Origin of the sequence: Blastococcus sp. TBT05-19, assembly GCF_003319095.1 — a bacterium.
In the GTDB taxonomy this organism is placed as follows: Bacteria; Actinomycetota; Actinomycetes; order Mycobacteriales; family Geodermatophilaceae; genus Blastococcus.
This window is the reverse complement of record NZ_QOHI01000004.1, coordinates 413,664-427,896: the sequence shown is the minus strand read 5'-3', so window position 1 is coordinate 427,896 and position 14,233 is coordinate 413,664. Positions and strand designations below refer to the sequence as shown.

8 protein-coding genes are annotated in these 14,233 nt (G+C 75.3%); 4 read left to right on the top strand and 4 right to left on the bottom strand.

Annotation, left to right across the window (positions count from 1 at the left end; translation table 11 throughout):
* Nucleotides 1-23 precede the first annotated feature (23 nt).
* From DQ244_RS13430 to DQ244_RS13420, 3 genes are all read right to left on the bottom strand, one after another.
* Nucleotides 24-2,879, bottom strand: a complete 2,856-nt coding sequence (locus DQ244_RS13430; RefSeq protein WP_113811966.1) for an FAD-binding and (Fe-S)-binding domain-containing protein — start codon at nt 2,877-2,879, stop codon at nt 24-26.
* Between the two features lie 103 nt (nt 2,880-2,982).
* Entirely contained in the window at nt 2,983-3,384 is a 402-nt protein-coding gene (locus tag DQ244_RS13425) for a cupin domain-containing protein (protein ID WP_113811965.1), read from the bottom strand.
* A 126-nt stretch (nt 3,385-3,510) separates the two neighbouring features.
* The gene (locus DQ244_RS13420; protein ID WP_113811964.1) at nt 3,511-4,803 is read right to left on the bottom strand and encodes a polysaccharide biosynthesis protein; all 1,293 of its coding nucleotides are present in this window, start codon (nt 4,801-4,803) and stop codon (nt 3,511-3,513) included.
* Nucleotides 4,804-4,870: 67 nt separating this feature from the next.
* Here DQ244_RS13420 and DQ244_RS13415 point away from each other — a divergent pair, with 67 nt between their 5' ends.
* Nucleotides 4,871-6,604 carry a hypothetical protein gene (locus tag DQ244_RS13415; RefSeq protein ID WP_147251526.1) on the top strand — a complete coding sequence of 578 codons (1,734 nt, stop codon included), beginning with the start codon at nt 4,871-4,873 and terminating at the stop codon, nt 6,602-6,604.
* Here the strand turns inward: DQ244_RS13415 and DQ244_RS13410 are convergent.
* On the bottom strand, nt 6,496-7,866 hold the full coding sequence (locus tag DQ244_RS13410) for a glycosyltransferase family 4 protein (protein WP_199580380.1): 1,371 nt from the start codon (nt 7,864-7,866) through the stop codon (nt 6,496-6,498). The genes DQ244_RS13415 and DQ244_RS13410 overlap by 109 nt on opposite strands.
* 70 nt (nt 7,867-7,936) lie before the next feature.
* Here DQ244_RS13410 and DQ244_RS13405 point away from each other — a divergent pair, with 70 nt between their 5' ends.
* The 3 genes from DQ244_RS13405 to DQ244_RS13395 all read left to right on the top strand — a co-directional run bounded on the left by DQ244_RS13405 (nt 7,937) and on the right by DQ244_RS13395 (nt 14,233).
* Nucleotides 7,937-8,662, top strand: a complete 726-nt coding sequence (locus tag DQ244_RS13405; RefSeq protein ID WP_199580379.1) for a bifunctional 2-polyprenyl-6-hydroxyphenol methylase/3-demethylubiquinol 3-O-methyltransferase UbiG — start codon at nt 7,937-7,939, stop codon at nt 8,660-8,662.
* A 234-nt stretch (nt 8,663-8,896) separates the two neighbouring features.
* Complete coding sequence (locus tag DQ244_RS13400) at nt 8,897-9,868, top strand: DUF3068 domain-containing protein (protein WP_113811962.1); 972 nt, start codon at nt 8,897-8,899, stop codon at nt 9,866-9,868.
* Between the two features lie 36 nt (nt 9,869-9,904).
* Nucleotides 9,905-14,233 (top strand): DUF3367 domain-containing protein, encoded by a 4,329-nt coding sequence (locus DQ244_RS13395; protein ID WP_113811961.1) that lies wholly within the window; start codon nt 9,905-9,907, stop codon nt 14,231-14,233.

Below are 14,233 nucleotides of genomic sequence, written 5' to 3'. Positions count from 1 at the left end.
GCAGACGGCGGAGGCCCGGTCGCTCAGCCCAGCCGGTCGGCCAGCAGCTCGGCGAGGTGCAGACCGCGCCGTCCGGCGAGCTGGTCGAGCTGGGTGCGGCAGGAGAAACCGTCGGCCAGGACGACCGCGTCGGGCGAGAGGTCGCGCACCGCGGGCAGCAGCTGCTGCTCCGCGATGGTGACCGAGACGTCGTGGTGGCCCTTCTCCACGCCCCAGTTCCCGGCCAGCCCGCAGCAGCCACCGAGCCGGGTGACGTTCGCCCCGGCCTTCTTGAGCAGGGCGGCGTCGGCCGACCAGCCCAGCACCGACGCGTGGTGGCAGTGCGGCTGGGCGACGATCTCCAGGCCGGCCATCGACGGCGCCTCCCAGCCGGGTGTGTCCGCGAGCAGCTCGGCCAGGGTGCGGGTGCCGCGCGCGACGCGCTCGGCGGCCTCCCCGCCCACGAGCTCCAGCGACTCCCCGCGCAGCGCCGCGGTGCACGAGGGCTCGACGCCGACCACCGGGATGCCGGCGTCGACGAGGGGCAGCAGCGTGTCGACGGTGTGCGCGAGCGTGGCGCGGGCGGTGTCGAGCTGGCCGGTGGTGATCCAGGTCAGCCCGCAGCAGGTGTCGGCGCCGGGCACCTGCACCCGGTAGCCGGCCTGCTCGAGCACGCGGGCGACGGCGTGCGCGACCTCGGGGGCGAAGTGGTCGGTGAACGAGTCGACCCACAGCGCGACCGGTGCGCCCCCGGTCGTCTGCGCCGGCCGGGCGGCCCACTCGTCCCGGAACGTGCGCCGCGCGAACGGCGGCACCTCCCGGCGCTGGTCCATGCCCGCACCCCACTTGGCCAGCCGTCCACCCAGCCGTGAGCGCAGCACCGCGTTCACCAGGCGGGGGGCCTTCGCGGCCAGGTCGGCCCAGAAGGGCAGCCGGCCGAGCGTGTAGTGCGACATCGGACGGAGCCGGCGCCGGTAGGACTGGTGCAGCACCTCGGCCTTGTAGGAGGCCATGTCCACGCCGGTGGGGCAGTCGCTCGAGCAGCCCTTGCAGCTCAGGCAGAGGTCGAGGGCGTCGTGCACCTCCGGCGAGCGCCAGTCGGTGACCGGCCCGCCGGGGGCGAGCATCTCCTGCAGCACCCGGGCCCGGCCGCGGGTGGTGTCCTTCTCCTCGCGGGTGGCCGGCCACGACGGGCACATGACCCCGCCGGAGGCCTGCAGGTCCGCCCGGCACTTGCCGACACCGGTGCACCGGTGCACGGCCGCCGAGAAGTCGCCGCCGTCGTGCCGGTAGGCCAGCGCCAGGTTCTCGCGCTTCCGGGGGGCCGCAGCCATGCGGATGTCGTCGTCCACCGGCACCGGGCGCACCAGCACGCCGGGGTTGAGCACGTCGTCGGGGTCGAACACCGCCTTGACCTGCTCGAACAGCGAGAGCGCGGCGGGGGAGTACATGAGCGGCAGCAGCTCGCTGCGGGCGCGGCCGTCGCCGTGCTCGCCCGAGAGCGACCCGCCGTAACCGGCGACCAGCTGGGCGGCGTCCTGCACGAACGCCCGGTAGCGGCCGCGGCCGGAGTCGGGTCCGGCCCCGAGCGGGAAGTCGATCCGCCCGTGCACGCACCCGTCGCCGAAGTGGCCGTAGGGGACGCACTGCAGGCCGTGCTGGTCGAGCAGGGCGTCGAACTCCCGCAGGTAGGCGCCCAGCTGCTCGACCGGGACGGCGGCGTCCTCCCAGCCGGCGTGCGCCGGGTGCCCGTCGGAGGTCCGGTTGGCCAGCCCCGCGCCGTCCTCGCGGATCCGCCAGATCGCGGCGGCGTGCGCCGGGTCGGTGACCACCAGGGAGTCGACGGCGCCGGCGTCGGCCAGGACGCCGCGGGCCTTGGCCTCGACCTCGGCGACGCTCTCCCCGGTCAGCTCGACGATCAGCCAGCCCGCCCCCCGGGGGAGGTCGGGGACGACGGCGGCCGGCACGTCGCGGAGCCGCTGCACGATCCGCTCGTCGAGCCCCTCGACGGCGGTCGGCTCGTGGGGGAGCAGGGCGGGGGTGGCGTCGGCGGCCTCGGCCATCGAGGGGTAGCCGAGCACGACCAGGCCGCGCACGGGGGCGTCGGTGACCAGCCGCACGGTGGCGCCGAGGACGACGGCGAGCGTGCCCTCGCTGCCGACCAGCGCCCGGGCGACGTCGAAACCGCGCTCGGGCAGCAGGTGCTCCAGCGAGTAGCCCGACACCTGGCGGCCGAAGCGGCCGAACTCGGTGCGCAGCGTGGCGAGGTCGCCGGCGACCAGCCGCTGCAGCTGCCCGAGGACGGCGGAGCCGTCCGGGCTCGTGCCGGCGCCCACCCGCAGGCGCTCGCCGGTGCCGGTGACCACGTCGAGGGACACCACGTTGTCCGACGTCCGGCCGTAGCCCAGGGCGCGGGAGCCGCAGGCGTTGTTGCCGATCATGCCGCCGACCGTGCAGCGGTTGTGCGTGCTCGGGTCGGGACCGAACCGCAGCCCGTGCGGGCGGGCCGCGGTCTGCAGGGCGGACTGCACGACACCGGGGTCGATGGTCGCCGTCCGGGCCTCGGCGTCGATCGCGTGCACGCGGGCCAGGTGCCGGCTGGTGTCCAGGACGACGCCGGTGCCGACGGCGTTGCCGGCGATGGACGTGCCCGCTCCCCGGGCGGTCAGCGGCACGCCGAGGCGCCGGCACACCTCGAGCGTCGCGACGATCTCGTCGGTCGAGCGCGGGCGGACCACGGCCCGGGGGAGCACCCGGTACAGCGAGGCGTCCGAGGAGTACAGGGCGCGGGCCAGGCCGGAGTCGTCGACGTCGCCGATGCCCGCGCGCCGGAGCTCGGCGACGAGGGCCCGGCCGGCGTCCGCCTGGTCCGTCGAGGGAGGGGCCGCGGGTGCGCTCATGCGGTCGAGTCTGGTCCTGGGGTCCGACGCCGGCGCACCCGGTCCCCGGAGACGGGTGTGGCCGGGCACCCGCGTGCCCGGCCACACCCGCAGAAAGGGGAGGTCACTCCGTCGGAGGCTCGTCCTTGCCCTCTTCCTCGAGGCGGTCGGCCTCTTCCTTGGTCTTGTGGACCGCACCGTCGGCGTGCTCCGGCGGGCCGTAGACCGTGTAGAGGATCAGCGGGTTGGCGCCGGTGTTGACGAAGTTGTGCTTCTTCCCGGCGGGCACCACGACGAGGTCGCCCTGGGCGACGTTCTTCTCGGAGCCGGCGACGATCGCCCTGCCGGTCCCGCTGACGAACGTGAGGATCTGGTCGATGTCCTCGTGGACCTCCTCGCCGATCTCACCGCCCGGCGGGATGGTCATGATGACCAGCTGCGTCTTCGAACCGGTCCAGAGCACGCGACGGAAGTCGGGGCTCTTCTCGGCTTCGGTCGCGATCGTGTAGTGGATGACGGACGCCATGGGCTGGCGCTCCTCTCGTCTCGGGGCCGAGGGTGCCGCCCGGTCGCCGGAGCGCGCCGGGCGGACGACGGCGGTGCTCCTGCCCTGTTCGGGAGCCGAGTAGTCCTCCCGGACCCGAGGTGTTGATCACTGGCCGACGGCGGGGACCATCTCGTCGAGGGGGACCGGGGTCGCGCCGCGGGCGCGCCGGGACCGCACCAGCCCGGTCGCGACGAGGGCGACCGCGGTGAGCAGCGCGGTGCCGGCCAGGGAGACCAGGGTCAGCCGGCCCGTGACCGACAGGAACTGGACGACCAGGGCCTCGACGGCGGCGGCGCTCCAGACGGCGACCGTGGCCAGCCGGTCGGCGGCCGCGATACCGGAGAACAGCATCAGCTGCGCGAGGGCGAGCAGGGTTCCCAGTGCGGCGAAGACCCAGGTGGCCGAGCCCAGCGCGCCGCCGTAGGCCGCACCGCCGATCAGCGGGAGCGCGGCCTCGCCGACCAGTGCCGTGCCGAGGGTGAGGACCGCGCCGAGCCCGCCCACGGCGGCCAGGGCCGCGGGGAGCGCCCGCGACCTGCCACCGGCGTCGGCCAGCTTGGGCAGCAGGACGACCCCGACGCCCTGCGGCAGCCAGAAGGCGATCTTGGTGATGATCGCCGCGACCGCGTACTCACCGGTGACGTCGGCCGGCAGGTGGTGCCGCGCGAGGATCAGGTCGAGGTTCAGCAGGACGGCGAACCCCAGCAGGGCGCCGGCCGCGCGCAGGGCCGCCAGCACCGGCGCCCGCGTGCCCCCGGCCAGACCGGGCCGGCCGGTGGCCAGCCAGCCGCACACCGAGGCCAGGACGGCGGCCGCGCACATCCCGGCCAGGGCCGCCGCGGGGCTGCCCCCGACCACCAGCCCGGCGACGCCGCCGACGAGCTTGCCCGTCCCGAAGACGAGCGTGAGGACGCCCAGCCGCCGGTACTGCCCGGCGCCCTGCAGCAGCCCCTGGTACCCCTGCACCATCGTCTGCGGCAGCAGGAGCGCGGCGAGCCACAGCGCGGCGGTCGCGGCCGGCAGGTGCAGCAACTGCACGAGGACCGGCACCAGCAGGAAGCCCAGCACGCAGACGGCGACGCCGAGCTGGAGGCTCGTCGCGTGCAGCCGGGCGAGCGTGCCGGGATCACCGCGGCGGCCACCGAGGCGCAGCGCGGTCGCGGTCTGCAGGCCCGAGGCGGGCACCGAGCCGACGAGCAGCACGCTGAGCAGCGCGGCCAGCTCGCCGTAGGACGACGGCGCGAGCTGCCGCGCGGCGACGACGGTGAAGACGTAGGCGAGCGCGTTCGCGCCGAGGAAGGCCACCGAGACGACGGCGGTCGCACCGAGCAGCTTCGACGACGGGGCGGTGCCGGCGAAGCGCCGTCCCCGGCTGGTGTTCGGTTGCAGCGCGCTCACCCCCTTACTCTGCGCACGTCGACCGGGAACCCGGCGCGCGGGTGTCGGAAGAGGAGATCCCCAGCAGGTGGACGAGCGATGGACCCGCGCAGACGCGAGGCCGTGGCCGGCCCGCGTGCTGGCGGTGGTCGTCGCGCTCCTGGTCACCGGGCCCGCGCTGGCCCCCGGCTTCGTACTCCTCCGTGACATGGTCTTCGTCCCGCGCCAGGATCTGGATGCCGACGCGCTGGGACTGGGTGGGTCGCTGCCCCGCGCCGTCCCGGTCGACGCCGCCATGGGCCTGGTCACGAGCGTGGTCCCGGGCGAGCTCGTGCAGAAGCTCGTGCTGCTCGCCGTCGTCTCCGGCGCCGTCCTCGGCGCGGCCCGGCTGGTGCCGCCGGACGACGACGGCCGGCGCGGGCCGGCCGCCCTGGTGGCCGGGCTGGTGTACGGCTGGAGCCCCTACCTGGCCGAGCGGCTGCTCCTCGGGCACTGGGCGCTGCTGGTCGCGTGGGCCGCCCTGCCGTGGGTCCTCCGCCAGTCGCTGCGACTGCGCGCCGGGGTCCCCGGCGCGCTGCCCCGGCTGGTGCTCGCCGTCGCCCCGGCGGCGCTCACCCCGACCGGTTCGGTGCTCGCGGCCGGGCTCGTGCTCGTCACGGTGGGCCGGGCACGGGCGCCGGTCGCGCTCGGCGCCGTGCTGCTGCTGGCGTCGCCCTGGATCGTCGCCGGAGCCCTGCACCCGGCCGCCGGCCTCTCCGACCCCGCGGGCGTCGAGGCCTTCGCCAGCCGGGCCGAGGGGTGGGGCGGGACGCTGGTCTCGGTGCTCGGCACCGGCGGCGTCTGGAACGCCGGCGCGGTGCCCGGCAGCCGGGAGTCGGTGCTGGTCCCGCTGCTCACCCTGCTCGTCGTCGGCCTCGCGGTGCTGGGGTGGACGGCGCGCGGCGCGCGCTCCCGGCCGGCCGGTGGGCTGCTGATCCTCGGGGGCGCCGGGGTGCTGCTGGCCTGCGCCGGCACGCTGCCCGGCCTCTCGGACGTGCTGGAGGGGGCGGTCCGCGCCGTGCCCGGGGCGGGCCTGCTGCGCGACGGGCAGAAGTGGGTGGCGTGGTGGGCCCTGCCGCTGGCGATCGGCGCCGGACTGGGGACGGCCCGGCTGCTCGAGCTGGTCCGGGCGCACGGCGGTGGCCGGATCGCCACCGGCGCCCTGGCGACCGTGCTGGCCCTCCTGCCGGTGATCACCCTGCCCGACCTGGCCTGGGGAGTCGGAGGACGTCTCCAGGCCGTGGAGTACCCGGCCGACTGGCAGCGGGTGCGCGACGCGCTGCACGGGCAGGAGGGCGACGTCCTCGTCCTGCCCTTCGGCGCCTACCGGTCGTTCGACTGGAACGAGGGGCGGCCGCAGCTGGACCCGGCGTCGCGCTGGCTGCCGCGTCCGACCGTGACCGACGACGAGCTGGTGGTGGGCGGACGACCGGTCGCGGGGGAGGACGTGCGTGCCCGCACCGTCGCGGCGGCGGCCGGCGATCCGGCCGAGCTGGCGCGACTCGGCGTCGGCTGGGTGCTGGTGGAGCGAGGCACCCCGGGGCGCCCCGTCCCGGCCGAGGTGGACGCGCTCCCGGTCGTGGTGGACGGTCCGGACCTGCGCCTCCACCGGGTGCCGGGGGCGGCGCCCTCGCCGTCCGCCTCGCTCGTCCGGGTTACCGCTGTAGGAGGAACTCACGCCCTGGGGCTGGGCGTTTGCGGGGTGGCGCTGTTGTGGATCATCGCGGCGACCTCTACCGTGACGGGCCGTCGCCTTCCCTCATGGAAACGAGTTCCTCGATGAAGACCCTGATCGCCCTCCTGCTGACCGTCGGTGGTGGCAGCGGGCTCGCCGCGGCCGCCGTCCTGGGTGTCTCGTCCGCCGTGAACCCGGACAACTCGGTCCAGGAGTCCAGCAACATGCAGGCCGACGTCCTGGACTACGGCTCCCGCGACTGACCCCTCGGCCGCGGCGCGCAGCACGGTGGCGAAGGCGGAGACGCTCGCCGGCCAGCTGAACGACGCCGCGTGCCGGGCGGCGGCGCGTCCCATCTCGCGACGCGTCGCCTCGTCGGCCAGCAGCCGCTCCACCGCGGCCGTGAACTCGTCCAGGTCCTCGACCAGCAGCCCCGTCCTGCCGTCGAGGACCGACTCCTTGAGGCCTCCGGCCGCCCGGTAGCCCACCGTCGGCACCTCGTGGTGCCCGGCCTCGCTGACCACCAGGCCCCAGCCCTCCTTGACCGAGGGGCACAGGTGCACCCACGCCCGGGCCAGCTCCTCGTGCTTGGCCTGCTCGTCGAGGAAGCCGTGGAACTCCACCAGGTCCTCGACGCCGAGCCGCTCCACGGTCGCCCGGAGGTCGTCGGCCCACCAGCCCTCGCCGACGACGGACAGCCGGATGTCCGGCCACCGGTGCCGCAGGCGCGCGACCACCTCGAGGGCGTGCTCGACCCGCTTGTGCGGCACGAGCCGGCCGAGCACCACCAGCCGCGGGCTCGACGACCGGGTGGCCGTGACCGCCGGCGCGGGCTCGATGCCGTTCGGCACGATGGTGATGCGCCCGGGGTCGACCCCGAGACCGGCCAGCTCGTCGGCCGTGGCCCCGGACACCGTGACGTAAGGCGACCGGCGGTAGAGCCGCGGCGCCAGCCGGGACTCCAGCCACCAGCCGACGGCTCCACCGAGCCGGCCGAACACGATCGGCCACTGCTCCCGGTGCACGTGGTGCACCAGGTTCAGCACCGGTGCGGTGCTCACCAGCGGGCTGAGGAAGGGCAGGCCGTTCTGGACGTCGACGACCAGGCGCGGCCGGTGCTCCCGGACGAACGCCAGGGCGCGCGGGTAGACGCTCAGCCGGCCGCCGCGGCGCACCACGGAGACCCCGTTGACCACCTCGTCGGCCGGCGCCCGGTCGTGCGCAGCGCACAGCAGGGTGACGCGCAGCCCCGCGGCCGCGAGTCCCTCGGCCATGTGGTGCACGTAGCGTTCGGAACCCCCGCCTTCGGGGTGGCTGGCGTCCCGCCAGTTGACGAACAGGACGTCGATCGCCGTCGATCGCTTGGGCACCGCGGGAGAGTACCCACCGGTACCAGGGTTTTCCCAAGCCCATTCACCACTAGGAAGGGGTCGGCCGGAAATGGCACGCACCGCCACGTTGGCGCGATCCATTGCGCTGTTCCGCGTATTCCTGCGGGAGCAGTCCGACCCCGATCTGTTCTACGAGACCCTGGCGGAGGACTCCGTGGCGCAGCTGTCCGGGCACGTCGCGCTCGACGGGGCGACGGTGCTCGACGTCGGCGGCGGGCCGGGGTACTTCGCCCAGGAGTTCCGCCGCGCAGGAGCGGTGTACGTCGGGCTGGAGCCGGACGCGGGGGAGATGGTCGCCCGCGGCGCGCCCGAGCCGGGCACGCTGCGGGGCAGCGGGGAGGCGCTCCCGGTCCGGACCGGCGCCGTCGACGTCTGCTACTCGTCCAACGTCCTGGAGCACGTGGCGCACCCGTGGGTGATGGCCGCGGAGATGGTGCGCGTGACGCGTCCCGGGGGCACCGTCTACCTGTCCTTCACCCCGTGGTGGTCACCGCACGGCGGGCACGAGACCGGGCCGTGGCACTACCTGGGCGGCCGGTACGCGCGCCGGCGCTATCAGCGCCGCACGGGCCAGGAGCCCAAGAACCGGTTCGGGGAGAGCCTCTTCGCCGTCTCGGTGGGCTCGGCCCTGCGCTGGGCGCGCGGGTGCCCCGACGTCGAGGTCGTCGCCGCGTATCCCCGGTACCACCCCTGGTGGGCGCGCTGGGTCGTCGCGGTGCCCGGGCTGCGGGAGGTCGTCGCGTGGAACCTGGTGCTGGTGATGCGCAAGAGATAGGTGTGTCGAGCTGACGCAGAAAATCGCGGGACCGGCTCGATACCTGCACGTACCGGGCTCGCTTCCGCCATTCGGGTGATTCCGCACCGGCTCCCGCCGCGGAATGGGCCGAATTCTCCTCCGAGGGGCGGTAACCGGGCGTACCACCTTGTCAATTCGGGGCTACTGGCCAGTAGTGTGACGCGCGCCGCGACGCCGCAGGAGCCGTCGCGCCGAACTTGGAGGACCTTCGCCATGCGCCGTCGTGCCATCGGACTGGGCCTGGTCGGGCTCGGAGCGTTCGCGCTCGTCGCGGCTCTGCTGGTCCGCCTCGTCCTCGTCGACACGCTCGTCCGACTCCCGTTGGACCAGACCGCCAGCCCGACGGCGAAGGGCACCGACGTCGACTACTTCGACCTGACGGCGGGGCGTCAGCTGCGCGGCCTGGAGGCAGAGGTCCAGCAGCGCGTCCAGGGCGATCCCGGGTCCGAGGACGCCGGCGACGACGTGGCCGTCTGGAACTTCGGGTCCACCATGACCGACGCCGACGGCACGCTGCTGAACGCCTCCACCTACCGCGTCTGCCTCGACCGCCTCGAGGCCGTTGCCGTGGAGTGCGGCTCCGACCACATCGACTACAGCCGCGAGCGGTCGATCGAGGGCCTGACCCTGACCTTCCCCTTCGGCACCGAGAAGCGGGACTACGACGTCTTCAACGCCACGACCGGACAGGCCTTCCCGGCCCGGTTCGAGTCGGTCGAGGAGCTCGAGGGCCTCGAGGTCTACAAGTTCGTGCAGACCGTGCCGGAGACCGTGATCCGCGAGACCAAGGTTCCGGGCGCCGTGGTGGGCTCGGACGAGTTCCTGGCCGATGTCGAGATCGTCTACAGCAACGAGCGGACGATGTACGTCGAGCCGACCAGCGGTGTGCAGGTGACCGCCTCGGAGGAGCCGCGCACGGTCCTGCGCGGCGCGGACGGCACCGCCGGCCCCACGCTGCTCGCGGGCTCGTTCGCCGGTACCGACGAGACCATCGCCGCCGGCGTGGAGCGGGCGGAGGACACCGCGGGGCAGATCAACCTGCTCAAGAACGTCCTCCCGCTGATCCTGGCCCTGGTCGGGCTCGTGGCGCTGGCCGCCGGGCTGTTCCTCGCCCTGCGCGCTCCCCGGCGGGCCGGCCCGGCCCACTCCGCCGAGAACCTGCAGCTCCAGGACGCCCTGCGCTGAACCCCGGCGGGGACGTCGTCCCCGCGGTGAGGACCCATGGCAAGCATCGTCACCACGGAGCCCGCCGGACACCGTCCGGCGGGCTCCGTCCCGTTCCCCGGACCGACCGGCCCGCCCGCACGGTCCGGCTCGCGCCTGCTCGAGCGGGCGCGCCTGGTGGCGGTGTACCTGGGCTTCCTGGGTCTGGTCCTCACCCAGCAGCCGGGCCGGGTGGTCGCCGACACGAAGCTCGACCTCGCCGTCGACCCGCTGGCGTTCCTCGGCCGGGCCCTGCAGCTGTGGGAGCCGGAGGGCTACGCCGGCCAGGTGCAGAACCAGGCCTACGGATACCTCTTCCCGATGGGCCCGTTCTTCGCGGCGGGCAACCTCCTGGGCATCCCCACCTGGGTGGTGCAGCGGCTGTGGTGGGCGGTGCTGCTGAGCGTCGCCTTCTACGGCGTGGTCCGGCTCGCGGACCGGCTGGGGCTGGGTACCCCGGGGACCCGCCTGGTGGGTGGTCTCGCGTACGCGCTCGCCCCCCGCATGATCAGCGGCATCGGCCTGACCTCGATCGAGGTCCTGCCCATGGCCCTGGCCCCATGGGTGCTGATCCCGCTCGTGACCGCGGCCCGGGAAGGGTCGCCGCGTCGTGCCGCAGCCCTCTCCGGGCTCGCCGTCTTCTGCGTCGGTGGGGTGAACGCGGTCGCGACGTCAGCCGTCCTGCCGCTCGCGGCGCTGTGGCTGCTGATGCTGCCGTCCGGTCCGCGGAAGCGGCGCCTGATCGGCTGGTGGGTGCTGTCGGTCGCACTGGCGACCGCCTGGTGGCTCGTCCCCCTGCTCCTGCTGGGCCGGTACAGCCCGCCGTTCCTCGACTACATCGAGACGGCGGCGATCACGACGGCCGGCACCGAGCTGGTGCAGGTGCTCCGCGGGACCACGCAGTGGCTCGCTGGCCTGGGCGGCCTGCGCGGACCGTCCTGGCCGGCCGGATTCGACCTGCTGCACGCGGCCCTGCCGGTCGCCGCCAGCCTCGTGGTGGCCACCGCCGGCGTGGCGGCGCTGCTGCGGCGGGACCTCCCGCACCGGCGGTGGCTGGTGCTCGGCCTGCTGACCGGCGTCGCCCTGGTGTCGGCCGGGCACGTGGGCACCGTCGCCGGCGCGGGCGCCGGAGCGATCAACGAGCTCCTCGACGGCGCGCTCGCGCCCTTGCGGAACGTGCACAAGTTCGATCCGGTGCTGCGGCTCCCGCTGGCGCTGGGAGCCGTGCACCTGCTGGCCGTGCTGCTCCGGGCAGCGACCCGGCCCGCCACCGTGACTGCCGGACCGGGGGCCGGGCGCCGGTGGTGGGGGTCCGCCGTGCGGCTGACCGGCGCGGCCACGGTCGCGCTGATCGTCGCCGGGGTCGCCGGAACCGCTCAGCCGGCGGTCGCGGGCCGCCTCACGCCACCGACCGGTTTCCTCGACATCCCGGGCTACTGGCAGGAGACGGCCACCTGGCTCGGGGACCAGCGCGACAGCGGGCGGGCGCTGCTCGTCCCGGCGACGTCGTTCGGCACCTACCTCTGGGGCTCGACGTCGGACGAGCCGCTCCAGCCGCTGGCCGAGTCCGAGTGGGACGTGCGCAACGCCATCCCGCTCACGCCCACCGGTCACATCCGCGCCGTGGACGTCATCGAGGACCGACTGGGACGGGGCGAGGGCTCCGAGGCGTTGACGCGCTTCCTCGCCCGCTCCGGCTACTCCCACGTGGTGGTGCGCAACGACCTCGACGCCCCGGCCGCGAGGTCGTCGCGGCTGGCCCAGGTGCACCAGGCGCTGGCGGGCTCGCCGGGCATCGTGCGGGTCGCAGGTTTCGGTCCGGAGCTGTTCGCCGGCGGCGGCCTCTTCCCGACGATCAGCGACGGGCGCATCGACGCCCCGGTCCCGGCCGTCGAGATCTACGCGATCGGGGCCCCGCCGCCCGCCGCCTGGACCGTTCCGCTGGAGGACGCCGTGGAGGTGGTCGGAGGCCCCGACGCGGTCCTGGCGCTCGAGGAGCACGGCCTGCTGCAGGACCGGCCCGCGATCGTCGCCGGCGACAACCCCGAACCGCTGGGCGCGACGCTGGTCAGCGACGCGCTGGTGCGGCGGGAGCGCAACCCCGGAGTCATCACCGGAGCGGCCTCGGCCGGGATGACGGAGGACGACCCGCAGCGGCTGGACCGCCCGGCCCGCGACTACCTGCTCGACGACCACGCCGCCAACGAGTCCGTCGTCCGGATCTTCGGCGCCACCGTCTCGGCGTCCTCCTCCGGGGCCGACGCCGACAACCCCCAGGGCGTCCGGCCCGGGGAGCAGCCGTTCGCCGCGGTCGACGGCGATCCTTCGACCGCGTGGCGGCCGGCTCCCCGGTACGGGGAGCCGGCCCCCGACGAGTGGCGGATCGAGCTGGACCGGCCGCTGCCCGGCGGCGTGGTCACGGTGCGGTTCGACGAGCAGACCGTCGCCGCGCCGCCTCCGCAGCTGCGGGTCGTCACCGACGCCGGCAGCGTGACCGTCGACCTCGAGGAGGGCAGGCGGACCGTCCGCGTCCGGCTGCCCGAGGGCACGACGCGGTCCGTCCGGATCGCCGCGGAGCCCGAACCGGGCCCGGTGGGCGAGGTGACGTTCGGGCTGGCCGAGGTGACGATCCCGGGCCTGCAGGTCTCGCGGTCGGTGGAGGTGCCCGCCCCCCGTCCCGGCAGCGCGGGAGTCGCGGGCTTCGCGTTCGACGCCGCCAACCCGGCCACGTACGGCTGCGTGACGCACGCCGACGGTCGAGCCCGGTGCACCCCGTCGCTGGTCACCGCGGCGGAGGAGCCGCAGGGGCTGCACCGCAGCTTCCGGGTGCCGTCGTCGGCCGGCTACGACCTGTCGCTCACCGTGCGACCCCGGCCCGGGGCGGCCCTCGACGCCCTCGTCGCAGCCGCGTCCCCCGGCGTCCGCGCGGAGGCCAACGGCACGCTGGTGCCGGACCCGGTGGCCGGCCCCTGGGCGGCCGTGGACGGCGATCCCCGGACGACCTGGCTGTCCGAACCCGGTACCCGCGAGCGCCTCACCGTGAGCTGGCCGACCCCGCGGCAGGTCTCGGACATCCGGCTGCGCTACACCGAGGGCACCGCCGCCGCCCGTCCCGCGATCGTCGCGGTGTCCGGCGGCGGGATCGAGCGCCTGGTCACCCTCGACCGGTGGGGCAACGGGTCCTTCCCCGCTCTCACCACCGACACGCTGACCGTCGAGTTCCTCGACCGCGTGAAGCTGACCAGCATCGACACCTACACCGGCGAGGCCGTCGAGCTCGGGGTCGGCGTCAGCGAGCTGGAGATCGCCGGGGTCCCCCGTCTCGATCGCGATGCCGCGGTGGAGCTGCCGTGCGGCGAGGGGCCCGACGTCGTGGTCGACGGCGCCCGGTACGAGACCTCGCTGCGGTCCACGGTGGGTGAGCTGCTGGCCCTGGCACCGCTGCAGCCGGCCCTCTGCGGTCCCGCGGAGCTCGTCCTGGGGGCGGGGCGGCACGATCTCGTCGCCGAGAGCTCCCCGGAGTTCACCGTGGAGTCCGCGACCCTGCGGACCTCGACCGTGTCCGGCCCGCCCGAGCCCCGCGGCGCGGTCGACGTCGTGCGCTGGGAAGCCGAGTACAGAGAGCTGGGGGTCGGTGCCCGGGCCGCGAGCACGCTGCTCGTCGTGCCGGAGAACGTCAACGACGGATGGCGGGCGACCCTGAACGGGGTGCCGCTGGCCGCGGTCCAGGTCGACGGGTGGCAGCAGGGCTACGTGCTCCCCGCGGGCGGGCCCGGGACGGTCGAGCTGACGTTCGGGCCCGGCGGCCCGTACAGCGCGGCACTCCTCGCCGGTGCCGTGGCCGTCGTCGGCCTGGCCCTGCTGGCGCGGCTGCCCGCGCGGGTACCCGCGCCGGGCAGCCAGCTCCCGGCGGGCAGGGTGCGCCGTCCGTCCGCAGGCGTCCTCCCCGCGGTCGGCGCGGTGCTGCTGCTCGGCGTGATCGGCGGGTACTGGGCGCTGCTCGCCGCGGCGGTCCTGGCCGCCGTCGCCGTCCTCGTCCCGACGAGGCGCACCGCGGTGCTCACGGTGGTGACCGTCGCCTGCCTGCTCGCCGGGGGTGGGTTGCTGGTCCTCGGCGCCGATCTCGAGCCGGTGCGTCAGGTGCTGGCGTCGACCGCGCTCGCTGCGGTCACCGTCTCGCTGGTGCCCTCGGCGCTCCTGCCCGGCGGCCGCGCCGACGCGGGCCGGACGCCGGCACCAGCGAGCGCAGCCGACGCGCGGGCCGTTCCAGCAGCAGGTAGGCGGCCGTCGCCAGCAGGGCGCCGCCCAGCCAGGCGAGGACGACCACGAAGGAGAACGGCCCGGTGA